Below are 22,329 nucleotides of genomic sequence, written 5' to 3'. Positions count from 1 at the left end.
CTCATCCGACTTCGATACCCACCAAGTGAAATTCAACTTGAAATACAAGTTCTAGACCAACAAACAGTCGCAAACTGAAGTTTTCGAACTCAATGCTTCTTCCTCCTAAGGTCAGAACCTAAACAACGAAAACGCGGACTTGTTAGAAACAAGTCGGCGTTTTTGTTTAAAGGGCAAATTACGAAGAATTAAGCCGCTCGAAGCTGACTTAAAAATTCGCTCACTTGGTTCTTCAATAATGACGATTGGTCTTCAAGTTCGGCTGAAGCCGTCAGCACCTCTTGAGCGGATGTACTGGTCAAGTTAGCGGCTTCATCGATGCCCAAAACTGCTTGCGATGCTGCTTGGGTATCTTTTTCAGCGCTGGCTGCCCCTTCCGCAATCCCCGTTGTTGCAGTCCCTTGCTGGCTGACAGCCTCTGAGACATTCGTTGTCACCCCTTCAATAGAATTGATCGTGGTGGCAATTTTCTCCATCGCGCTGGCCGATTCTGAGGTTGCACCTTGGATAGCTGAAATTTGCAGATTAATATCTTCCGTTGCCTTTGCCGTCTGGCTTGCCAATTCTTTGACTTCAGCAGCAACCACAGCAAACCCACGGCCAGCCTCTCCGGCTCGCGCCGCTTCGATCGTTGCATTGAGTGCTAAAAGATTGGTTTGCTCCGCAATATCAGAGATTAAATTGGAAACTTCGCCAATCTTGTTTGAAGCGTGAACAAGATCACTAACCTTCGTTGTCGTTTGACCTGCTTGATCAGCTGCTTCGCCAGTTACTGTTTCAGAAGCTTTCACTTGTCGGCCAATTTCTGAAATGGACGAGGACAACTCATCAGCGGCAGTTGCCACAGAACAGACATTCTCAGATGCCCGTTCACAAGACTGGGTCGCAGCTTGTGCCAACTCTCCAGTTTTCTCCACCATCCCAACCATACCAGTGGCAGAAGCTTTTAGCTGGCTAGAAGCAGCAATCACCGTCTCAACAATATCCATTACGTCGCTCTCAAAACGATCAGCTAACTCTTCAGCATAATCGTGTTTCTCACGCTGCGCATTTGCTTCGCGCTGATTTTGCTGTTCCTCTAAGTTTTGTTTTTGATGCAGGTTACCTTTGAAAACGGCAACCGCGCGCGCCATGTCGCCCAATTCGTTTTTGGCGCCTTCAAAGGGTACAACCTGACTTAAATCACCATCAACAAGCTCCTTCATATAAAGAGCGAGTTTAGCCAAAGGCACCTTGATACCTTTGACCAAAACGAACCCAAGCACCAAGGCAAAGATGAGCGTTGAAGACAATGCCAAGCTGAATACGATACTGACATCAGATTTTTTTGCTTTGCTGTCAGCAATAAAGGCTTGCGCACTTAGCTTTGATGCTTTGACCAACTCATTCATGTGGGCATTAATGGTCGCAACAGTCTTATTTGCAGCCACTTTAAAGCGAACTGAGCGAACAAGAAGCAACGTCTTATTGATACCGCTTTCAGAAACCCGTTGCCGGGAAACATCAAGTACTCGCTGACGTTCTGGTCCCCATGTCAAAAAAGCTTCCTTTGCTGCATTGAAAAGAGCAAAGTCGCCAACATACTGTTTTTCGATAATATCGAATTGCTTCATAACCTCAGCTTCAAACGGCTTTATCTCATCTGCAATTTGATCAATCGCCTGTTTTGATTGCGCACCAGCAACCGCGGTCATCGCCCGATCAATGGCAATCACATTTGCCTTCGCTTCAAGAGCGCCACTTGTGATTGTATATGGATGTTCATAAAGGTCGGTCGTCATATCCGATAAAATGGACATGCTACGTTGCCCAACAATCCAGATCATAACAATAAACAAAATCGCCAACATCAGACCGCCACCAAGCAATCTATTCAACTTGATATTATGCAACATATTTCCATCACCATCCCAGCATTTAGCTGTCTCAATGTTCGTTTATTGAACGATTTCAGCAACACTCAAAATTTCTGTCGGTATACGTAGACCCAGTTTCTTCATAGTCGTTTCATTGACCATAATTGTTGGCTCAGGGTCCGTCTTGATTGGTGTTTTGCTGATTGCTTTGCCATTGATCAGAACATCAACCAAGGAATCCGCCATCATGGCACCCAGTTTTTCGTCATCAGCGATGACACCGCCCAAGGCACCAAGATCAACCCCTTTAGCAGCATAAGAATAGACAGGCTTTTTACCAACCAAACCTATAATCGCATCTGCATTCCCATAAGCTTCAGATTGATTACCAAGAATGAAGGCATCATATTGACCCTTCTTATCTTTGACTAAATCAATCAATTCTTCTCGCGAAGAAATGGTTGCATTGTCACACTTCAATTCCAAAGGTTTGCATGCCGCTTTGGTGCCGTTCCAATCAATCGGAGAAGATGAGTAGTTGGTCTGATTGATCAGCAAAAAGGATTTCACATCTGGGGTGAAAGCTAGATAGGCTTCAAGTGGAATTTCTAGAGGAAGAAAATAAGTAACGCCTGTCACCTTGCCTTCAGGGGCATCCATATTCTTTACGGACCCCAGCTCTGACGGTTTGTTACCGCCGCCAATGAAGGTTGGAATATTGGGTGGATTCTTACCGAGGTAAGCAGACCCGTTAGAGCGCAAGATGACCATGCCATCTTTTTTGTCACTCTCAAATTCTTTGACTGTTGCATCCAGCGCTTCAATAGATGGCAAAGCACCTTTAAGCTCAATGTCAGCATCAATATTTAAAACCTTTAAACGCTGCTTAAAGCCTTTAAAGACCCGTTCCGCCATACTGGATTTACCAGCCCAAGCAACGCCAACATCAATAGATTTGGCAGAAGTAATCGAAGGTACTGCGACACCCAATGCTAGGGTTCCTAATGCAATAGATAAGAATTTATTTCTATAATTCATCACATCAACCATGTATATTTAAACTATATTTAGCTATTAAATATCAACATGCTTAATATTATATAAATTCGAATATTAACCGCAATCAAGCAAATAATCGATCGATTGAATATTACAGTATTAAAGACCTATACTTTACCTTCGAATGCTTGTTGATCTGCCAACAGCACTGGCAATAGGCTGAATCAAAACAAAAAAAACCGCGTTCTCTCGAACGCGGTTTTCTTTACCCCAAAAGGGAGAATTTTTATTCTTCTGATGCAGCTTCTGGCGCTGCAGCTGCTGCTGCTTTTTCAGCGTCTGCGGCTGCTTTCGCTGCAACTTTTTCAGCTTCGCGTGCTGCTTTTGCTTCTTGAGCAACTTGGCGCTCGCCGTCTTGAATGCGACGTGTGCGAGAATCAGTTGCTTCAGCAATACGTGCAGATTTACCGCGACGATCACGAAGGTAATAAAGCTTCGCACGACGTACTTTACCGCGACGAATAACTTCAAGGCTTTCGATCAATGGTGAGAAGACTGGGAACAAACGTTCAACGCCTTCACCATAAGAAATTTTACGAACTGTGAAGCTCTCATTCACGCCAGAACCCTGACGAGCGATACAAACGCCTTCATAAGCCTGAATACGTGTACGCGTTCCCTCTGTAACGCGAACGTTCACTTTTACAGTGTCGCCGGTTTTAAATTCAGGGAGCGTGCGCTTTGCCAAAATAGCTTCAGCTTGCTCTTTTTCGAGCTCATCAATAATGTTCATCTCGGTTATCCTTTTAAGTTAGCGAACCACCAGAGCGCCTCCCCCTGAAACATGCAGGCCGGACCTTTTTCATTCCGGGGCGATTTCGTCGTTCAAATTCGATGAAATTTTGCGCGTAATTACGCTAAGTTTCCACGATTGTCGAGTGTTTTCTGTCTTTTAAAGGGGATCTAGCCAGAAATAATCCAACCAGATCCCATTTTGTTCAAAAGGGCCTAGTGTGAGTGCTCTTTATCATCGTCATGATCGTGGCCAGAATGATCCTCGCCAGCGCCTTTTGCAGCAAGAGAATTGACCTTAAATGTCACCTCAACCTCGCCTGCTTTTTCAAAGATGAGCTTTACAGTGCGTTGCTCACCTTCTTTAAGCTGCTCTTTCAAGCCCATGAACATCACATGATCACCACCAGGTTTGAGAACAACCTGTGTGCCTGCCGGAATGACAATTCCATCAGGCAACGCGCGCATACGCGCAATGTCATCGACAATCTTCATGGTGTGAAGTTGAACATCGCTTGCAAAACTTGCCGCGCCGCCGATCAAACGATCAGCATGATCACCTGTATTTTTGATCATGATAAATCCACCACCAACTTTCGCCGTTTTAACGGTTGCCCGTGTCCATGCAGCGCTGGCTTCGATGGAGTGATGCTTGTGCTCACCATGGCTGGCAGCATCATGGCCGGAATGGCTGTTATCACTTGCTAGGGTCATAGTAGTAGAGAGGAACAGGGCCGCAGCACCTGCTAGGAGTGTTTTTGAAAAAGTCATAAGACCTCACGAATTAGGAATGGTGTGCAGCAAAACAAGCTGCAAAGAAAGAACGATTGAGGGGGCGTTAAACGCTGAGCGGCGGCCCACGGGTTCTTTGCAAACAAATGCGCGTTAAAGGCACCAATTGCTCGCTCGTAAGCTCGATACCAAAGCCTAGGTTATTGCGAATACCTTCGCCGAGCGAGAAAGCTGCCCCATCAAAAGGACAACAAAGGCACCCGTCACACATGGCGTGCGACACCGTGCCATCTTCATTTGGTGTCAGGCATAAAACTGGCTGGCTGCCATCAGGCAATGTGTAAGCGGCAAGCTCCGCATCGCTCAAGCTTGTTGCTTGCGCATGCGATGAAACGCCAAGCGACATCGCCCCTTGTGAAACCACAAAGACTGCGACAATCAACCATTGGACAAAACGCATTTTCATGAGGATGTTATAGCGATACAAATTCGTTGAAACAATGTTGAGAACAACTTATTAAATCCGCGATCTTCGCCATTAGCGCGTGAGCGTCTTCATTGCATCATCGAGGCCAGACAAGGTGAGCGGGAACATTCGATTCTCAAAAACCTGCTGGATCATCGCGATTGACTGCGTATAGGGCCAATATTGCTCTTTCACTGGATTAAGCCACACCGTGTCTGGATATTGCGCCAACAGTCGACGCAGCCACACTTCACCTGATTCGGGGTTCCAATGTTCAACAGCACCGCCCGCCATCGCAACTTCATAGGGCGACATAGACGCATCGCCAATGACAACCACCTTATAATCAGACCCGTATTTGTTGAGCACATCATAAGTCGATGTCTGCTCTTGCCAGCGCCGCTTATTATCTTTCCAAACGCCTTCATAAAGGCAGTTGTGGAAGTAGAAATATTCAAGGTTCTTGAACTCAACTTTTGCCGCAGAAAAAAGCTCCTCGGCGGTCTTAATGTGATCATCCATAGAACCACCAACATCCATGAATAAGAGTAACTTCACGGCATTGCGTCGTTCTGGTCTGGTTTGAACATCAAGATAGCCATGTTCTGCGGTCGATTGGATGGTGCCATCAAGATCAAATTCTTCTGCCGCCCCCTCGCGCACCCAACGCCGCAAGCGCTTCAAGGCAACTTTGATGTTACGGGTGCCAAGCTCGCGGCTATCATCGAGGTTTTTAAACTCGCGCTTGTCCCAAACCTTCACCGCACGGCGATGGCGCGAACCGTCTTGACCAATGCGTACGCCTTCAGGGTTATAACCATAAGCACCAAACGGTGATGTGCCAGCCGTACCGATCCACTTATTGCCGCCTTGGTGACGGCCTTGCTGTTCTTTCAACCGCTCTTTCAACGTTTCCATTAGCTTGTCGAAACCGCCAAGGCTTTCGATTTCGGCCATTTCTTCTTTGGAAAGATGTTTCTCCGCCATCTTGCGAAGCCACTCTTCAGGGATCGCCTGTTCCTCAACGCCATCTGGCAAACCAGAGACGGCTTCCAAGCCTTTGAAGAAATCAGCAAACGCTACATCAAAGCGATCATAATGGCGTTCGTCTTTCACAAGTACCGTTCTGGCAAGGTGATAAAAACCCTCAACGTCATAATCAACCAGCCCCGCCTCCATCGCTTCCATCAGCGACAGATATTCCCTGAGCGACACAGGAATGCGGACTTCTTTGAGCTTAAGGAAGAATGGAATGAACATGAGTTTATTTAGGGGCAGGACCACCCTTTTGGCAAGTCGATTATCACGTCCTCACGACGGATTAAAAAACGCCTCAGTTTCAGCATCCATCGGGAAATAGTGCTCAATCTTATAGCTATCAAGCATAACGTCTTCGGGCGTACCGAATTGTGATAAAGTTGAAAACATCGACAGGCGCAATTCACCAAGGCGCAAAGTAATAGGAATAACGGGTGCTGCCGTTTGCGATGAGGTACCCTCAACTTTGCTGAGGTGCGCGACAACGGCATCCAGCCTTGCATCGCCACCAAGTGCTAAATTTTCAGTCCGCAATCGCACGGCTGTATGGTGCGCAACCTCTGGCCAGTTTTCGACCAAAGGCGGCAATGTGTCAGACATCATGAGGTCTAAAATACTAACGCCGACCCCTGCCCCCAATACGCCAAAGAAACTGGCGGCTGCATTATTCGCTTTCAAAATTGTCCAATACCGATCAAGCACCAAGCAAGGGAAAGGCATATGCGTTTCCAGCAGGCGATCAATCGCCTTTTGGATTGGCTGCATTTGCTCGTCATCCCATTGCCGCCCTTCGTAGCGAGCCGCAAACCCTGCATGGGTTAGCATAATGTTTCTGGCTTCAAGCGACAGTTGCAATGCATCACTCAGCTTGCCGATCATCTCTCTGCTTGGTTTCGCACGGCCTGATTCTAGGAAAGACAAATGCCGTGCGGAAATCTCAGCCTCTGTTGCCAATTGCAACTGACTGAAGCGCCGTGCATGCCGCCATGTTTTCAATGTGTTTGTAAATTCCATCATCAACCTCAAACTATAAGGCTCGCTGTCACCCGTCACTTACCTTGCAGGTAATTGCACAGCACCAATTCTTTTTCCTATGCATCAATCTAACGCACATTACACGTTAGGAAAAAACATGACGCAGTTTCGTATTTTGATCACCTTGATACTTTTGGGCCTCATTGGCTACGGCTTGATACTGGTTTTGGATGGCCGTTTTGACTTTGTAACGCCTTTCCTCACCACCGTCCCCGCCCTCACGTGGCAAGGGCATATCAATCTCGATTTCCTGTCATACTTGGTCGTGGCGGGCGTTTGGATTGCATGGCGAAGCGGGTTCACGCCCATAGGCATCACAGTCGGCGTCTTATCAACGCTCTTGGGCATGTTGTTCTTCGCGCCTTATCTACTCTACCAAATATCACGCTCAGATAATGATCCGCGCAAACTCTTGCTTGGCGTTCACGCAGAAAACTAGGCCTAGATACCGTCCACAATCACCGCAACAAACACCGCGAAGAAATGGCAGATTGTCGCAAGCAGAACGAACAAGTGCCATATCGCGTTGGAATAGCGCAGGCTTTCCCAAACGTGGAAGATTGTTCCGATTGAATAAAGCGCGCCCCCGATACAAATCAGCGAGAATGCGAGTGTCGACATCGACATGGCAAGCGGCCAGATAATGATAACCCCGACCCAACCAAGAGCTAGATACAACAATACAATGTAATGACTGCGCCCACGATGCATGGATAAGACAATGCCCATCCCGATGATGGCGACAATCCAAACCGTGCTCAAAAGGCCATAGCCCAGATATCCACCAAGCTTCAAAAAGGCAAACGGCGTATAAGTCGCAGCGATTTTTAAGAAGATGGCAGCATGGTCAAAGCGACGAAGCCACTGTTTCCAATTTGGCATTGGCACCATGTGATAGGCAGCAGAACAGGTGAACATCAAAACCATCGCCACACCATAAATCGCAAGGGTTATGGTGGCGTAATAGGGTTGTTGCAAACCAGAAAAAGTCATCATGACTGAGAGTGCTGAAATCGCAAAAGCGATCCCGATCACATGGATCACGCTATCTGCAATCCGCTCGTTAATTGTGTAGTCCGGGTACTCATCCATATCTTACATTCACCTTCATATCTTAGAGATCGAAGTAAAACATTCATGCTGCAAATCAACACACCATTGATCACAACATTGTTGATTTAGGCGCGTCTAAAATGATGCCAAGACCGCCAATGAAAATAAGGATAACACCGTAGTGTAAACGATTGCCTTCACCAGCCGATCAGTCGACACACCATGCTGAAGAGCAATCACGAATGGCATGGCACCTGTTGGACCGGCTGCAGCAAAAATCATAGTCTTGGCCCATATATCGCCGTTTGAAAGTTCAACGGGCAACAACACCAAACAGGCAACAAGCAACAACAGCGGATGCAGGAACAGCTTCATTGCGGTGATCGTCGTTGCAGGCCCATCAAATTTTGTGATGGCAGCACCTGACAGGACAACACCCAGCGCAAACATTGAGGCAGGCGCTGCGGCAGCTCCTGTAAAATTGGCGTAGGTGATCAAGCCTTCATGAACCGGAATATTGAGAAGACCAACGGTCAAACCAATAATCATCGCGATAATCATCGGGTTTTTTAAAAACACCTTTAGCGCTTGAACTGGCGAGCGCGCGCCACTGACCACCACATCCATATACAAAAATGTACCGCCAAAAATCAAAAAGGCGTCGAACGTAATAATCGACAAGATGGGTATGGTCGCCGCTTCGCCATAAACATTGGGCGCTATATAAAGCACGAAGAAAACATGGTTGGTAAAACACGCTGCCATTCCAAGCAGAAGAGATTCGCGCGGACCAAGCTTGAACGCATAACGCATCAAGCAAAACCCAGTGGCATAGATAAACAAGCTCGACGCGAAATAAGCGCCAACCAACATCCAGTTAAATTCCGAAAAGGGCGCCGATACCAAGAAGGAAAACAAGAGAGCTGGCAGCGACACTAAAATCACAAAGCGATTAATGACGGAGGCCATATCAGCGGTAAAAAGATTGATCTTCCCGAAGAAATAACCAATCGCTGCAACCGCAAAAATTGGGAGGATCGGATTGAAAAAGGCGTCGAGTATCGCCGACACCACCTACCGCCCTTCGCGACGCGCCAAAAACGCAAGCCGTTCAAACAAGGATACATCTTGCTCGTTTTTCAGCAGAGCACCATGCAACTTCGGCAACGCATTTTTGCTATCTTCACGCAGGGTCAACGGATCGACATCCTCCGCCACAAGTAGCTTAATCCAATCAAGTGCTTCTGATGTTGATGGCTTCTTCTTCAAGCCCGCAGTTTCGCGAATTTCATAAAACTGGGTCAAGGCTGCCTGCACCAAGTTTTGTTTGATACCTGGGTAGTGAACCTCAACAATTTTCGTCAGTGTTTCAGCTTCTGGAAACTTGATGAAATGGAAGAAACAACGGCGCAAGAAGGCATCCGGCAATTCTTTTTCATTGTTGGATGTGATGATGACCACAGGGCGGTTTTCTGCCTTAATCACTTCACCCGTCTCATAAACGTAGAACTCCATTTTATCGAGTTCTTGCAAGAGGTCATTTGGAAATTCAATGTCCGCTTTGTCGATTTCATCAATCAACAGCACGACTTTCTTACCAGCGGTAAAAGCCTCCCAAAGCTTGCCCTTCTTGATGTAATTTTTCACATCGTTGACACGATCATCACCCAATTGGCTATCGCGCAAGCGGGAAACAGCATCATACTCATAAAGGCCTTGTTGTGCCTTTGTCGTAGACTTTACGTGCCATTCCAACAACTCAAGGCCCAGCGCATTAGCAACCTGTTTTGCAAGCTCTGTCTTACCAGTTCCAGGCTCTCCCTTAACTAGTAACGGACGCTCAAGCGCGATCGCAGCATTAACAGCAACTGATAAGTCATGCGCACTGATATACTCTTTTGTGCCTTCAAATCGCATAGCAACTCTTCTCAAAAATAAAGTTCTATACTTGCATCAAATGCCAAGGCCAAATTGTCAATGCGAAAGTGTCGGCATTCATAGAATATAAGCACATAAATGGCGCTATTTGCCGAACATTTTGCGAGCAAGCTGCGGCGATTGTTGTTTTAGATCAACCAACATAGCTTGTGCGTATTCATGGCTAATTTCATCATAAGCTACGATCGTGTTTTCTGCTAAACGTTCCATCTGCCCAAGGCGGCGACATCTAAACTTAGCAAGCGCTGAGAAGGCTTCTGTTCCAACACCAATGCCTCGACAATAAATACTGATTGGTTCGGCTTCTTTCCGCGAGAACATACTCTTGACCATCTCTTTTGACGTATCGCCCTGTTTTGCCAAAAGTTCGATAATGTCCGCGAAACGACTATTTTCAACAAAAGCTTTAATCATCAAATCGAGTGGGTTTTCAATTTCCAACTCGTTATCAACATCAAAGCCATAACCTTCAAGCTCGGCATTTTTATCTTCAATAACCAAGCTATCATCGTACTCAAAAAAGATTGCGCGTTCTTCGTTCTCATTCATCGCGCGGATAACATCAACTTCGTTGTGTCGTAATATCTCTTGGCGAAGATTGGGCGTCAGGTCTTCTCGATCAAGCAACCCTAAGCGATGCGCTCGGCTGCAATGTTTTATAACATGCAGCAAATCATCCTCGGAAAGCTCAAAGGTTGGGTCCAAAAACACCTCGGCAATTTGTATGTTGTCACAGGCAAAATACAAATAAATCTCAGATGGCAGACCTTTGGTGTTGAGGGCTGCTTCTGCCGCGTCTTTGCGGGTAAGAAAATCAGCAACACCCAACAAATATCGGACAATCGCGACATAACGTCGTTGATCAGAATCCGTTTCAAGGTCATCTGACTTTCCAGACTTAATAAGCGCAACAAGAAAAGCATTGAGGGTTTGCTCCTCCATGCCTTCTACGACCGCTTCAAATAAATCTGCAATTGCCACAAACGGCCTCAATAAACGGATTACCCCAATTGGGGCAGTTTAACGCCATATGCTTAATCGAAGCTTGATTATCTGATTCCAAAAGAATCACGCCGCTCGCCCTTAGATTTCCGGTTTAATTGTCCAGTTTCCGCCATCAAAAACAGCGCTGTGCATAAAATGTGGACGTCAAAATAAATCGCTGAAATTAAAAGCTTATTCCGATTTAAAATGCGGATTCAAAGTAAACTTGATGCGGTGCAGCGTAAAATTCATTGGACAATATAATACTTTTGTATAATATTTTTATCAGAAGAGCCTTATGTCTAAAATGCATTCGGAAAATTTAACGATTTCTCGAAAGAGTTTTGGAAATATCAGCGTTAATACGCAGGGGTCTTGGGGACGGAAAAGAGGAGGCTATAATGGCGCGACCATTGGGTAATATGATTACATTCGCCGCATTTTTGTTCGTCACAGCTGTTGTGATTGGAATAATTTAAACTTCCAGATGCGGACCACAGCAAAAATTTAGGCCGGAGCTTTGTGCTCCGGCCTTTTTTCTTCTCAAACAACAATTGCGTGAAACGCTAAGCTGCGATTTTCTCTTCATCCCGCACGCCAAGCATATGGCAAATGGCAAACACCAATTCGGCACGGTTCATTGTATAAAAATGGAAATCAGTGATGCCACGATCTACAAGATCCATCACTTGTTCTGCCGCAACAGCTGCTGCAACCAACTGGCGGGTTGCGGGATCGTTTTCAAGCCCAGCAAAACGGCGACGCAGCCAATCTGGAACATGTGTTCCGCAACGCCCTGCAAAATTGGCAACCTGTTTGAAATTGTGAACAGGAACAATGCCTGGAATGATTGGGATCGTGATGCCAGCCCGTCTCACGCGCTCTAAATAGCGCTCAAAACTATCATTCTCAAAGAAGAACTGCGTAATCGCACGATCTGCACCAGCATCGACTTTACGTTTCAAGAATTCAATATCCGCCCACACATCACAGCTTTCAGGATGTTTTTCAGGATAGGCAGAAACAGCAACTTCAAAATCACCACGCCTTTTAATCGCAGCAACCAAATCATTGGTATACTTATAGCCACCAGGATGCGGGCGGTATTTCGTACCAATTCCTTCAGCAGGATCACCACGCAAAGCTACGATGTCAGTCACACCAGCTTCTGCGTAGGCTTCAATAACTTCATCAACTTCTTTGCACGTCGCACCAACACAAGTCATATGCGCTGCGGCCCGCAAACCTGCCTCTTTAACGATACGGGAAACGGTTTTGTGAGTGCGTTCACGGGTTGAACCACCAGCACCATAAGTCACAGAAACAAAGGAAGGTGACAAAGGCGCCAAGCGCTCAATGGAAGACCAGAGCACGTCGTTTTGTTTGTCACTGTTTGGAGGAAAGAACTCGAATGATACATTGATATTCGCATCATCGCCGCCAAGTTTTTGTCTACTGATGCTCAAATGAGCCATAATACATCCTTATAAAACTACGTTTTTTTTGCTGTCCAAATTTGGACAATTAATTCTTCACCAGAAACGGTTTCTGGCTCAAGTTTGATGGTTTCGAAATCTGAAAAGCCCACGTTTTCCAGCCAGCCGAACATTTGTTCGTCTGAAAATCCCAATCGTCTATGAGCATAGTCTGCTCTCATAAATTCAAGGTTATGAGAGGCAAAATCAGCGATCATAAGTGTTGATCCAGCACCTGCCACGCGCGAAATTTCCGACAAAGCCAGCGCTGGATCATCAAGGAAATGAAGCACTTGGTGGATTGTTATCAAATCATAAACTGTATTTAGAAGGTTTCCCTGCGGTGCCAGATTATAAACATCTGCTTGACGCACCTGCGCGGAAATCCCGCTGTCTGATAGCTTGTTACGAGCAACCGAGAGCATTTTCGGGTTTGCATCAATCCCAACTGACCGATCCACATGGCTTGAAAACAATTCAAGAATACGACCCGTTCCTGTACCCACATCTAAATGAGCATTAAACCGCTGATCACCAATAGCATTCAACATTGCGGTTTCAACGGCATCTTCAGCCACATGTCGGGCACGCAAAGCATCCCATTGTTTTACATTAGCGTCGAAATACTCGTTCGCTTGATCTGCATGCGATCGACGAACTTGTTCAAGCCGCTCCATATCACGCACCAATTGCGGATCGCTGGCATCAAGGCTTGCAAGAAGACTACGAGCAAGGTTTGAACCGGGGCCTGCATCGACAAGACGATAGTAAACCCATGCCCCTTCAGGAAACCGTTCAATCACCCCTGCATCGCTTAGCAATTTCAAATGCCGGGATATGCGGGGCTGGCTTTGCCCAAGGATCGCCGTTAAGTCGCTCACCGTCAATTCGCTGCGAGCCAACAAAAACAAGAGCCGTAACCGAGTCGCCTCACTGGCTGCCTTCAAGCGACCAAGCAAATTATCAAAAGATATGTTGTTAACGCCGTCCAACTCAACGAGCCTCCAAAATCATATAAACATATCTTTATACGGTTTTTCGTCAAAATTCAAGATTGAGGAAAAAAAAAGAGGGCCGAAGCCCTCTAGTTGACAGGAAGGACATAAATTTGTCCTTTAGGCGCACCCAACTTCTTGGGCGAAGGAGTCATTTCTAGCAGCAAAGCTTCGTTCGGCTAGGATGGGGTTCAGGCGATCAAATGTTTTTAGGGCTTCAATTCTCTTTTTAGTAGATAAGATACGCTGCCACGGTCCAGTGCGGAGTAATGTGGCGACCAAATCGCGATGCAAGTTCAAAGCTTTAAACGCAACAATGGCAGGGTCTATTTCAGATCTAGACAACCAATGAATAGCTTCTTCAATCTTCATGTCGGACAAGTAAGCAAAGATTGCGCATGTCCGCGGGAAATTGTCTCTGCTTGCAGCCTCCATAAGATGGCCCCAGTTCAAGCGAATTTGTTGGCTCTCTTGCAGAACTTTATTCAATGCAGTCTCAAAATCCATACCATGAAGGCTCGATCCCTCTCGGATACGTTTTGCTGTAGCTGCTTCTGCACTTTCAAGGTGCTTCACTAGATGCGCACGCCCGCTATGATGAAGATGGGCACGAACGGTTTCTCCAGCTTCGGATACTAATTTCGCCAATGTACTTTCAGGCAGGTCTTGGCGGTCAATGAGACTCAATTGGATGCGGGGGTTTTCCTTGGAACGATTGACTAGAAAACCAACGGTTTTATCCTCGAGTGACGCTCCACTGTTGCGCGCAACACGTTCCCAAACTTGGATACCGCCAAGGCGCATTAGTTCATTTGTCACAAATGCACTAATTTCCGGCCTTTGGGCAATAGCCTCAAGGTGTTGGGAACCACAAACACGGGTCACCATCAGCAGATCTTCGTCTTCTAAAACAGGAGATCTGGTTAAAACTGGTTTCGCGACATCGATGGACTCAATCGCCAACGTTTTCACAACACGCCGCGGGGCATAATCTAAATGGCTAAGCCGCTCTGAAATACGCCGCCTCGCCTCCACTTCAACATAGGCAATCAATTGGGTCAGCACGTCTTCGCACATTGACAAATTTTCATGCGGCTCATCTTTCGAAGCCACGAAAAAATCAAACATCAAATCAAAGAGCTGCTCAGAAGATGCGTCCGCATCAGTAACGCCTCTTAAAGTCGATAAGATATCTTCTTTATTTCCTAGAGTTTCCAGCATAGCCACCTGCTTTTCTATTTGTTATGAGAACAACCTACCAATCGGGTATTGAGATAAGTCAAAAATAACCGTGCAGTTTTGCGGCAAAATTCAGTTAAATGTCGTATAAAGGAGAAGGTTGCTGTTAACCCTCGGGTTATCTGTCCATCAAACATCAGCATTTCTGCGCTTTTCAAGCCTCTGTCTTGCTGCCGCCAAACTGCAATAGCTAGCTTCAACAAGCTGCGGCGCGCAAAAAAACTGCGAATTTCGTAGGTTTTTTTACTCACCAACAGCGATTTTATAACCAAAGAACAAGAATACATGTCGAGTAAACGCCTAAAACAAGCTGATGAAACGATTTCAAACGTCGCGTCAGACCGTGCTGAGCATTTAAGAAAAGCAGTTTACCAGCATAAGGCAGGAAGTCGTGCTGGATTTTCAGAACGTCTATTCACATGGATGTTTAAAGGTTTGGTCTATCCCCAGATATGGGAAGACCCTGACGTTGATATGAAGGCGCTGCAACTAGGGCCCAACAGCCGCGTCATTACGATTGCCTCTGGTGGCTGCAATGTCTTGTCTTATCTAACCCAAGACCCAAAAGAGATTTTAGCCGTCGATTTAAACACTGCACATGTGGCCTTAAACCGTCTTAAAATCACAGCGGCAAAAGCGCTTCCTGACTATCAGACCTTTTATCGCTTCTTTGGAGAAGCAGACGAAAAAGCAAACCTTCGTACCTATGAGCGGTTTTTGCGCGACGAAATAGACGCATCGACCCGATCTTATTGGGAAGGCCGCGACCGTCTTTTCAGAAAACGCATCACCCTCTTTTCCCGTGACCTTTATCACCACGGTCTGCTGGGTTATTTCATCGGCGCGATCCACTTGGGCACAAAGCTCTATGGTGTTGATCTGAATGAAATGACCAAAGCCAAGACCATGGAAGAACAACGCACATTCTTCGAAAAGTCAGTTGCACCGATCTTTGATAAACGCTTCGTGCGCTGGATGACGTCCAAAAAATCATCTTTGTTCGGCCTTGGCATTCCGCCCGCACAATATGATGCCTTAGCTGCTGGCGGTGATATTTCGGTTGTGTTGAAAGAGCGCACCGAAAAGCTGGCGTGTGGTTTTCCACTGCAAGAAAACTATTTTGCATGGCAAGCCTTCACGCGCGGGTATGCGCCAATGGGTGACGATGGCAGCTCACAATCAACTGGCCCTTCCGGTCCCCTGCCGCCTTACCTGCAAGCCAAACATTTTAATCTCATCAAAGAACGCGCAGACCGTATCTCCGTCACCAATATCTCAGTCACTGAAAAACTACGCAGTGAAGAAGACGCCAGCATGGATGGATATGTTTTCCTTGATGCACAGGACTGGATGACAGACCAACAATTAAATGATCTTTGGGATCAAGTGACCCGCACCGCGAAAAAAGGCGCTCGCGTGATTTTCCGCACCGCTGATGCGCCAAGCCTTTTGCCAGGTCGTGTCAATGACGGAACGCTTGATCAATGGAGCTATGAAGCAGAGACCTCGCTTGAACTCAACGCGCAAGATCGTTCCGCCATCTATGGTGGCTTCCACCTTTACATAAAGAACTAAGCCCAGCCATGAGCGCTCCTTCAGATAACCACGCCGGCTTAATGGACGGAATTTATAAGTCGCAGCGTCATATCTATGATCTCACGCGCAAATATTATCTGCTTGGTCGTGATCAACTCATCAATAATTTGAAACCCAACGATGGGCACAATGTTGTAGAAGTTGGCTGTGGCACGGGCCGCAATCTCATCAAGGCGGCACAAGCTTATCCGAACGCGCGATTTTTTGGTTTGGATATTTCTGAGGAAATGCTGATCACCGCGCGAGCCAACGTTGAAAAAGCAGGGTTGAGCAACCGCATCACTCTCGTGCAGGGCGATGCATCCAACTTCAATGTGCAAGACTTGTTTGGCTTTGAAAAAGCAGACCGTGTTTTCTTCTCTTACACATTATCAATGATTCCACCTTGGCAAGAGGCCATCAACCAAGGTTTCAACGCACTCGCAAAAGACGGCACCTTGCACATCGTAGACTTTGGCCAGCAAGAAGAATTGCCTCGCTGGTTTCGCGCGATCTTAATGAAGTGGCTGGCGCTGTTTCACGTTGAACCGCGCAAAGAACTAGCAGGCGTTGCTGCAAGTCTTGCTGATAGGAACGCACGCTCAGGTAAATTTTCGCCCCTATACAAAGGCTATGCGTGGAGCATAACAGCTCACGAAACCGACTAAATAGGTCGCCCTTCCTAAAGGTATGCAACCTTAAGTGTTGATAGCGGGGATAACGTGCAAAGGATATTGCTCTACGCGAATAAGCGACAATACTCATAGATGAGCGGACATTACCCCCCTCACCGCTTATATCTTACCCCCGCCTCGGCTTTTTGAGGCGGGCTTTTTTTGAGAATTACAAACTTAGCGCGTAAACGGCTGGTACTTAATGCGACGCGGGTTCTCAACGGCATCAGGACCGAGGCGACGTCTTTTGTCTTCCTCATAGTCATCATAGTTGCCTTCAAACCACTCCACATGGCTGTTGCCTTCAAACGCCAAAATGTGCGTTGCCAACCGATCGAGGAACATACGATCGTGAGAGATGACCACGGCGCAACCTGCGAAATCTTCGAGCGCATCTTCGAGCGCTGCCAAGGTTTCTGTATCAAGGTCATTGGTCGGCTCATCGAGCAGGATGACGTTCGAACCAGATTTCAACATCTTGGCAAGGTGCACACGGTTACGCTGACCACCTGAAAGCGTGCCAACAGGTTGTTGCTGATCGCCGCCCTTAAAGTTGAAGCTTGAACAATAAGCGCGCGAGTTCACTTCACGTTTGCCAAGTGTGATGATGTCATTGCCTTCAGAAATTTCTTCCCAAACGGTTTTCTTTGCATCCATATCATCACGGCTTTGGTCCACATAACCAAGCTTGACAGTTTCACCCAAACGGATCGAACCATCATCAGGTGTTTCTTGCTCGGTGATCATTTTAAACAATGTCGATTTACCCGCACCATTGGGGCCGATAACACCGACGATACCGCCTGGTGGTAGTCTGAATGAAAGATCACCGATCAACAGACGATCATCGTAACCCTTCTTGATGTTTTCAGCATCAATCACAACATCGCCGAGACGTGGGCCAGCCGGAATAACGATTTGTGCTTTATCCGGTGAACGATCCTCGTTGCGTTTAAGCAATTCATCATAGGCTTTGATACGCGCTTTGGATTTGGCTTGGCGTGCTTTCGGGCTTGCCCCCATCCACTCGCGCTCGCGGTCCAATGCTTTTTGGCGCGCTTCGTCTTCGCGGCCTTCTTGCTTAAGACGTTTCGCCTTAGCCTCAAGATAGGCCGAATAATTACCCTCATAAGGAATGCCCGTGCCACGGTCGAGTTCCAAAATCCAACCCGTTACATTGTCAAGGAAGTAACGGTCGTGGGTGATGATCAACACAGCGCCTTTAAATTCACGCAGGTGCTTTTCAAGCCAAGCAACAGTTTCCGCATCAAGGTGGTTGGTAGGCTCATCGAGGAGGAGCAGATCAGGCTCTTCAAGCAAAAGCTTACAAAGCGCAACACGACGCTTCTCACCACCTGAGAGGTGTTCAACAGAACTATCAGACGGCGGACAACGAAGCGCATCCATCGCCATTTCAACTTTGCTGTCCAAGTCCCAAAGATTTTCAGCATCAATCTGATCTTGAAGAGCCGCACCTTCATCGGCGGTCTCATCAGAATAGTTCATCATCAGTTCGTTATAGCGATCAAGAATGGCTTGCTGCTTGGCAACGCCTTCCATGACATTGCCTTTAACGTCTTTGCTCTCATCAAGCTGCGGTTCCTGCGGCAGGTAGCCAACAGTTGCGCCTTTAGCGACCCATGCTTCACCAGTGAAATCTTTTTCAAGACCCGCCATGATTTTTAGCAAGGTAGATTTACCAGAACCATTGGGACCAAGAACGCCGATTTTTGCATCGGGGTAGAATGAAAGGTGGATATTATCCAAAACCTTTTTGCCGCCCGTATAGGCTTTCGATAGACCTTGCATAAAGTAGATAAATTCGCGTGCCATAAAAGTTCCCGCTTTGCTTAGATTTGCTGCCTATTTAGGGGGTTAAAGACGACGGTGCAAGCGTTGTGAGTGGTACGGGATTAAGTAACACCATTTTGAGGTGGAAATTTTCAACCATTGCTGCATGTTTAGGCGAACAAATGGGAGATGCGGGCAATGGCGCACAGTCAGAAAATTTCAAGCAGCATGGCAAGTCTCGCCATCGCAGCCACAACATTAGCAGCTGGGCTGAGCTTCCAACCAAACCACGCCAATGCCTGCGGCGCTGATACGAACTGCGACATTTTAGAAAACCGCCATTACCTTATTCGTATGCCAGAAGGTCACGATGGCAAAACGCCCGTTGGCGCGATTGTCTATGCTCATGGCTACAAGGGAACAGCAGCTGGCGCCATGCGTAACAAGTCGCTCGGCAAAGCCGTCTCAGACCTTGGCCTCGCCCTCATCGCTGTAAAATCTGGCGGTGATGATTGGTTGCTCCCCAATTCACCGAGCGAAACACCTGTTGAAGAGCAAAAAGAACCAGAATATTTCGATGCCGTCATCAAAGACGCAAGCGAACGTTTCCCGATCAACACATCCAACCTGATGATGACTGGGTTTTCAGCAGGCGGCATGATGACATGGACGCTTGCTTGCGCGCGCAGCGAAAGTTTCGCAGGCTTCGCGCCTATGGCTGGCACATTTTGGTCGCCCACGCCTCAAAGCTGCGACACACCGCCCGCACACGTGTTTCACTACCACGGCACATCAGACAAAATCGTCCCGCTAAAAGGCCGCCCCATCCGCAACACCAGCCAAGGCAATATCTTCACCGTGCTATCGATGTACAAAGCCGAAGGTGGCTATGAAGGTGAAGAGCGTTCAGAACCGTTCGACCTCAAATGCCAACGCGCACGCAACAAAGATGAAAAAGTTTTAGAGCTCTGCCTCCATGAAGGTGGCCATCAATTTAAAACCCAATATATCGTGCGAGCGTGGAATGAATTGAAGGCACTAGGCGCTATAGAATAGACGAATAAAACGCCGCATCACCCAACATAAAATGTCGGCTTTCAACTATTAATAATCACAGTTTCAACGCATCCTTTAAACGCAAGAACAAGGGGCGCTGTGATGAAAGACAATCCGTATTCGATCTCAAATCGCAAGATCGACCCTTCGCGGCGCAGGCCCACTGCCCCGCTAAGGCCAGACGGCACGCCTGACGATAAGAACCGCGTTGAAATTGGCCCGACAGACATCGCCTTTCAAGAATGGGAAGCCCTCGGCCTTGAAGCCCCTCATCTCGAGACCATGCGCCAAGCGCGGTTGGATCGTCTTTGCGCGGAACTCAAAAAACACGACTATGGCGCGGCCCTGCTCTTTGATCCGTTGAACATCCGCTATGCAACCGATAGCTCCAACATGCATATATGGATTATGCATAACCCCGCCCGTGCCGCGTTCGTGACAGCAGATGGTCATATTGTGCTGTGGGATTTTCATGGCTGTGATCACCTCTCAGCCCACCTCCCCTTGATCAAAGAAATCCGCCACGGCGCCGGCATATTCTATTTCGTGGCAGGGGACGCCAGCGAACGGATAGCGCAAGAATTTGCAGCAAGTATCGCAGACCTCATGCGCACCCATTGCGGCGACAATAAGCGTCTCGCTCTTGACCGATGGGAGGCTGAAGGCATTCATGCCCTTGAGGCTGAGGGTCTTGAAATCATGAATGGTGGCATGGTTTGCGAACAAGCACGCCTCATCAAAACACCTGAAGAAATCAAAGCCATGAAATGCGCGTCAGCCACCTGCGAAATCGCGGTTGCCGAAATGCGTAAAGCGTTGAAGCCTGGCATTGCAGAGGTTGAGCTTTGGTCTGTGCTTCATGCTGAAAACATCGCGCGCGGCGGAGAATGGATTGAAACCCGCATCCTCAATTCAGGCCCTCGCACCAACCCGTGGATGCAAGAAGCTGGACCGCGCCGCATTGAAGCAGGCGAACTCCTCGGCTTTGATACCGACCTTGTTGGCCCCTACGGTTTTTGCTGCGACATCTCCCGCACATGGTATTGTGGCGATGACCTGCCAAGCAAAGAACAATGCGACCTCCACGCCATCGCCCATGAACACATCATGACCAATGTGGAACTCTTGCAGCCGGGCACATCATTCAAAGACCTCACCTTTAAAGGCCACATGCTGCCAGATCGTTTCGTGGAGCAACGCTACGGCGTCAAAATGCATGGGGTTGGTCTTTGTGACGAGTTCCCAAGCATTGCCTATCCAGAGGACTACATCGCCGACGGCTTCAACTATGAAGTCCAAGTAGGCATGTGTTTTTGTGTCGAAGTATACCTTGGCGAAGTTGGCGGCAAAAACGGCATCAAGCTAGAAGACCAAGTGATCGTTACGGAAGACGGCCCTGTGAATATTACCACCTGCCCATTTGATGAAAAATTGATGGTAGGCATTCACAAATAAACGCGGAGATAAGGGGAAAATACTAGCCCAAAACTTTGAGCGAAATCACCCAACCCGTTAAACCAATATCGGGAATATGTTCGCCGTGTTGATGAGCGATCTGGCTGATGCGACCAAGCACAGCAAGCGCGTCCAACTTAGCGCATAAATCTCCTTGGCGATAAAATTTGTCATTAAGGCCGATCACCATCGCACCACCGGGCCGAACCGTGCGCACAAGGTCGTCCATCGCCTCAACCTTTACATGCTGCATGGAAAACACGCCTACAACCGTCACCGCATCATAGCTGCGATCAGCAACATCAAGTGGTGGTTTGTTAAGGTCGGCTTGAAAGAGGCGCTGATAGGTATTTGTCAGTTCGGCTTTTTCCAACATGGCCGGAGAAAAATCGCAGCCATCAATATTCGAAAACCCGGCCCGCTTTAAAGCATCACCGCTAAGGCCCGTGCCGCAGCCGATGTCGAGCACCTTGGAGGCTTCTGGCATGATCGCCTTTAATGCGAGCGCACAACGTATTGGTTGCTGGTAACCGTTTTCAGCCAGCTCGCTATCATAGGTATCTGCCCATGCTTCATACATGTCGTAGGTCTCAGCCACGCTCGTATGATCATAAGCGCTCTTCAAAAATCCTTGCTGCTGTTTATCAGTCATCGTTCGTCTCCCCTGCAACAAAGTGAACAGCGTAAAAACAATTCATGCAAGGATTTTGCGACGAGCTGCGATAAAATCAGCGCCTAGCGTTCGAGTAGTTTATTCAAAAGCCCAATAAACTGTTTTCGCTCCGCCTTTTTCAACGGAGCTAACGTGTCCTCGGTGATCTTGTGGGCGCGCTCAAGCAATTCATCAAGCAGTCTATAAGCTTGAGGTTCAAGCTCCACTAAAACGCGGCGTTGATCGGCGGGGTCAGGCTTAGTGCTCACAAGCCCACGCTTACTTAAACGATCCACCATGCCTGTCATGGTCGCAGCATCCATCGCGATCTGTCGCCCAAGATCATTTTGAGAAACAGGACCGATTTCACGCATCTTCGCAAGAGTTGCGAACTGGGTCGACGTTAGATCTTTGATGGAACGTGAGAAAATAGACAGATGTCTCTGATTAACCTGCCGCAGCAAAAAGCCTGCTTGTTCATCAAGTAGATAATCAAACTCTTGATCTGTCTGTGCCAAAGGATT

Annotated in this window: 22 protein-coding genes; 5 read left to right on the top strand and 17 right to left on the bottom strand. The window is 47.5% G+C overall.

All coding sequences use genetic code 11. From position 1 onward, the window contains the following. Window positions 1–188 precede the first annotated feature (188 nt). The 7 genes from ABJO30_02500 to ABJO30_02470 form a co-directional block, all read right to left on the bottom strand. Entirely contained in the window at window positions 189–1,895 is a 1,707-nt protein-coding gene (locus tag ABJO30_02500) for a methyl-accepting chemotaxis protein (protein ID MEP3231681.1), read from the bottom strand. 42 nt (window positions 1,896–1,937) lie between these two features. Continuing rightward, window positions 1,938–2,894 (bottom strand): ABC transporter substrate binding protein, encoded by a 957-nt coding sequence (locus tag ABJO30_02495; protein MEP3231680.1) that lies wholly within the window; start codon window positions 2,892–2,894, stop codon window positions 1,938–1,940. Window positions 2,895–3,141: 247 nt separating this feature from the next. After that, window positions 3,142–3,648, bottom strand: a complete 507-nt coding sequence (gene rplS / locus ABJO30_02490) for a 50S ribosomal protein L19 (GenBank protein ID MEP3231679.1) — start codon at window positions 3,646–3,648, stop codon at window positions 3,142–3,144. A gap of 215 nt (window positions 3,649–3,863) precedes the next feature. Then, a complete protein-coding gene (locus ABJO30_02485) occupies window positions 3,864–4,418 on the bottom strand; it encodes a copper chaperone PCu(A)C (GenBank protein MEP3231678.1) in 555 nt (184 codons plus the stop codon). A 67-nt stretch (window positions 4,419–4,485) separates the two neighbouring features. After that, a complete protein-coding gene (locus ABJO30_02480; GenBank protein MEP3231677.1) occupies window positions 4,486–4,845 on the bottom strand; it encodes a hypothetical protein in 360 nt (119 codons plus the stop codon). A gap of 72 nt (window positions 4,846–4,917) precedes the next feature. Continuing rightward, window positions 4,918–6,105, bottom strand: coding sequence for a VWA domain-containing protein (locus ABJO30_02475; protein ID MEP3231676.1), 1,188 nt, complete (start codon window positions 6,103–6,105; stop codon window positions 4,918–4,920). 51 nt (window positions 6,106–6,156) lie between these two features. Then, window positions 6,157–6,900, bottom strand: a complete 744-nt coding sequence (locus tag ABJO30_02470; protein MEP3231675.1) for a helix-turn-helix transcriptional regulator — start codon at window positions 6,898–6,900, stop codon at window positions 6,157–6,159. Window positions 6,901–7,015: 115 nt separating this feature from the next. Between ABJO30_02470 and ABJO30_02465 the strand changes: the two genes are divergently transcribed. Then, entirely contained in the window at window positions 7,016–7,357 is a 342-nt protein-coding gene (locus ABJO30_02465; protein MEP3231674.1) for a hypothetical protein, read from the top strand. 2 nt (window positions 7,358–7,359) lie between these two features. Here the strand turns inward: ABJO30_02465 and ABJO30_02460 are convergent, their stop codons facing one another. The 7 genes from ABJO30_02460 to ABJO30_02430 all read right to left on the bottom strand — a co-directional run bounded on the left by ABJO30_02460 (window position 7,360) and on the right by ABJO30_02430 (window position 14,584). After that, complete coding sequence (locus ABJO30_02460) at window positions 7,360–8,010, bottom strand: hemolysin III family protein (GenBank protein ID MEP3231673.1); 651 nt, start codon at window positions 8,008–8,010, stop codon at window positions 7,360–7,362. A gap of 96 nt (window positions 8,011–8,106) precedes the next feature. Continuing rightward, window positions 8,107–9,042 carry an AEC family transporter gene (locus tag ABJO30_02455; protein MEP3231672.1) on the bottom strand — a complete coding sequence of 312 codons (936 nt, stop codon included), beginning with the start codon at window positions 9,040–9,042 and terminating at the stop codon, window positions 8,107–8,109. Between the two features lie 3 nt (window positions 9,043–9,045). After that, window positions 9,046–9,888 (bottom strand): MoxR family ATPase, encoded by an 843-nt coding sequence (locus tag ABJO30_02450; GenBank protein ID MEP3231671.1) that lies wholly within the window; start codon window positions 9,886–9,888, stop codon window positions 9,046–9,048. Between the two features lie 105 nt (window positions 9,889–9,993). Beyond that, the gene (locus ABJO30_02445; GenBank protein MEP3231670.1) at window positions 9,994–10,890 is read right to left on the bottom strand and encodes a hypothetical protein; all 897 of its coding nucleotides are present in this window, start codon (window positions 10,888–10,890) and stop codon (window positions 9,994–9,996) included. A 569-nt stretch (window positions 10,891–11,459) separates the two neighbouring features. Then, window positions 11,460–12,368 (bottom strand): methylenetetrahydrofolate reductase [NAD(P)H], encoded by a 909-nt coding sequence (gene metF, locus ABJO30_02440; protein ID MEP3231669.1) that lies wholly within the window; start codon window positions 12,366–12,368, stop codon window positions 11,460–11,462. Window positions 12,369–12,385: 17 nt separating this feature from the next. Continuing rightward, window positions 12,386–13,360, bottom strand: a complete 975-nt coding sequence (locus tag ABJO30_02435) for a metalloregulator ArsR/SmtB family transcription factor (GenBank protein ID MEP3231668.1) — start codon at window positions 13,358–13,360, stop codon at window positions 12,386–12,388. A 123-nt stretch (window positions 13,361–13,483) separates the two neighbouring features. Beyond that, entirely contained in the window at window positions 13,484–14,584 is a 1,101-nt protein-coding gene (locus ABJO30_02430) for a DUF2336 domain-containing protein (GenBank protein ID MEP3231667.1), read from the bottom strand. 303 nt (window positions 14,585–14,887) lie between these two features. Between ABJO30_02430 and ABJO30_02425 the strand changes: the two genes are divergently transcribed. Together ABJO30_02425 and ABJO30_02420 are read left to right on the top strand one after the other, a co-directional pair. Next, complete coding sequence (locus tag ABJO30_02425; protein MEP3231666.1) at window positions 14,888–16,177, top strand: DUF3419 family protein; 1,290 nt, start codon at window positions 14,888–14,890, stop codon at window positions 16,175–16,177. A gap of 8 nt (window positions 16,178–16,185) precedes the next feature. Next, window positions 16,186–16,845, top strand: a complete 660-nt coding sequence (locus ABJO30_02420) for a class I SAM-dependent methyltransferase (GenBank protein ID MEP3231665.1) — start codon at window positions 16,186–16,188, stop codon at window positions 16,843–16,845. A gap of 183 nt (window positions 16,846–17,028) precedes the next feature. Here ABJO30_02420 and ettA read toward each other — a convergent pair whose 3' ends face one another. Continuing rightward, the gene (ettA, locus tag ABJO30_02415; GenBank protein ID MEP3231664.1) at window positions 17,029–18,684 is read right to left on the bottom strand and encodes an energy-dependent translational throttle protein EttA; all 1,656 of its coding nucleotides are present in this window, start codon (window positions 18,682–18,684) and stop codon (window positions 17,029–17,031) included. A 156-nt stretch (window positions 18,685–18,840) separates the two neighbouring features. Between ettA and ABJO30_02410 the strand changes: the two genes are divergently transcribed. Together ABJO30_02410 and ABJO30_02405 are read left to right on the top strand one after the other, a co-directional pair. Next, the gene (locus ABJO30_02410; protein MEP3231663.1) at window positions 18,841–19,698 is read left to right on the top strand and encodes a polyhydroxybutyrate depolymerase; all 858 of its coding nucleotides are present in this window, start codon (window positions 18,841–18,843) and stop codon (window positions 19,696–19,698) included. 102 nt (window positions 19,699–19,800) lie between these two features. Continuing rightward, a complete protein-coding gene (locus tag ABJO30_02405; protein MEP3231662.1) occupies window positions 19,801–21,153 on the top strand; it encodes a Xaa-Pro peptidase family protein in 1,353 nt (450 codons plus the stop codon). A 22-nt stretch (window positions 21,154–21,175) separates the two neighbouring features. Here the strand turns inward: ABJO30_02405 and ABJO30_02400 are convergent, their stop codons facing one another. Both ABJO30_02400 and ABJO30_02395 read right to left on the bottom strand, forming a co-directional pair. After that, window positions 21,176–21,805, bottom strand: a complete 630-nt coding sequence (locus ABJO30_02400; protein ID MEP3231661.1) for a class I SAM-dependent methyltransferase — start codon at window positions 21,803–21,805, stop codon at window positions 21,176–21,178. 83 nt (window positions 21,806–21,888) lie between these two features. After that, window positions 21,889–22,323 carry a MarR family transcriptional regulator gene (locus tag ABJO30_02395; GenBank protein ID MEP3231660.1) on the bottom strand — a complete coding sequence of 145 codons (435 nt, stop codon included), beginning with the start codon at window positions 22,321–22,323 and terminating at the stop codon, window positions 21,889–21,891. Window positions 22,324–22,329: the final 6 nt, after the last annotated feature.

It is taken from the genome of Hyphomicrobiales bacterium (genome assembly GCA_039973685.1).
GTDB lineage: Bacteria > Pseudomonadota > Alphaproteobacteria > Rhizobiales > JACESI01 > JACESI01.
The sequence above is the reverse complement of the archived record's forward strand: the minus strand, read 5'-3'. Positions and strand labels throughout refer to the sequence as shown.

What these genes read in the sequence shown, in the direction of transcription:
- ABJO30_02470 (MEP3231675.1), bottom strand. Translation starts at nt 6,900, where the DNA reads ATGATGGAATTTACAAACACATTGAAAACATGGCGGCATGCACGGCGC.
- ABJO30_02405 (MEP3231662.1), top strand. Translation starts at nt 19,801, where the DNA reads ATGAAAGACAATCCGTATTCGATCTCAAATCGCAAGATCGACCCTTCG.
- ABJO30_02465 (MEP3231674.1), top strand. Translation starts at nt 7,016, where the DNA reads ATGACGCAGTTTCGTATTTTGATCACCTTGATACTTTTGGGCCTCATT.
- ABJO30_02485 (MEP3231678.1), bottom strand. Translation starts at nt 4,418, where the DNA reads ATGACTTTTTCAAAAACACTCCTAGCAGGTGCTGCGGCCCTGTTCCTC.
- ABJO30_02425 (MEP3231666.1), top strand. Translation starts at nt 14,888, where the DNA reads ATGTCGAGTAAACGCCTAAAACAAGCTGATGAAACGATTTCAAACGTC.
- ABJO30_02430 (MEP3231667.1), bottom strand. Translation starts at nt 14,584, where the DNA reads ATGCTGGAAACTCTAGGAAATAAAGAAGATATCTTATCGACTTTAAGA.
- metF (MEP3231669.1), bottom strand. Translation starts at nt 12,368, where the DNA reads ATGGCTCATTTGAGCATCAGTAGACAAAAACTTGGCGGCGATGATGCG.
- ABJO30_02410 (MEP3231663.1), top strand. Translation starts at nt 18,841, where the DNA reads ATGGCGCACAGTCAGAAAATTTCAAGCAGCATGGCAAGTCTCGCCATC.
- ABJO30_02495 (MEP3231680.1), bottom strand. Translation starts at nt 2,894, where the DNA reads ATGAATTATAGAAATAAATTCTTATCTATTGCATTAGGAACCCTAGCA.
- ABJO30_02460 (MEP3231673.1), bottom strand. Translation starts at nt 8,010, where the DNA reads ATGGATGAGTACCCGGACTACACAATTAACGAGCGGATTGCAGATAGC.
- ABJO30_02480 (MEP3231677.1), bottom strand. Translation starts at nt 4,845, where the DNA reads ATGAAAATGCGTTTTGTCCAATGGTTGATTGTCGCAGTCTTTGTGGTT.
- ettA (MEP3231664.1), bottom strand. Translation starts at nt 18,684, where the DNA reads ATGGCACGCGAATTTATCTACTTTATGCAAGGTCTATCGAAAGCCTAT.
- ABJO30_02450 (MEP3231671.1), bottom strand. Translation starts at nt 9,888, where the DNA reads ATGCGATTTGAAGGCACAAAAGAGTATATCAGTGCGCATGACTTATCA.
- ABJO30_02420 (MEP3231665.1), top strand. Translation starts at nt 16,186, where the DNA reads ATGAGCGCTCCTTCAGATAACCACGCCGGCTTAATGGACGGAATTTAT.
- ABJO30_02500 (MEP3231681.1), bottom strand. Translation starts at nt 1,895, where the DNA reads ATGTTGCATAATATCAAGTTGAATAGATTGCTTGGTGGCGGTCTGATG.
- ABJO30_02400 (MEP3231661.1), bottom strand. Translation starts at nt 21,805, where the DNA reads ATGACTGATAAACAGCAGCAAGGATTTTTGAAGAGCGCTTATGATCAT.
- rplS (MEP3231679.1), bottom strand. Translation starts at nt 3,648, where the DNA reads ATGAACATTATTGATGAGCTCGAAAAAGAGCAAGCTGAAGCTATTTTG.
- ABJO30_02475 (MEP3231676.1), bottom strand. Translation starts at nt 6,105, where the DNA reads ATGTTCATTCCATTCTTCCTTAAGCTCAAAGAAGTCCGCATTCCTGTG.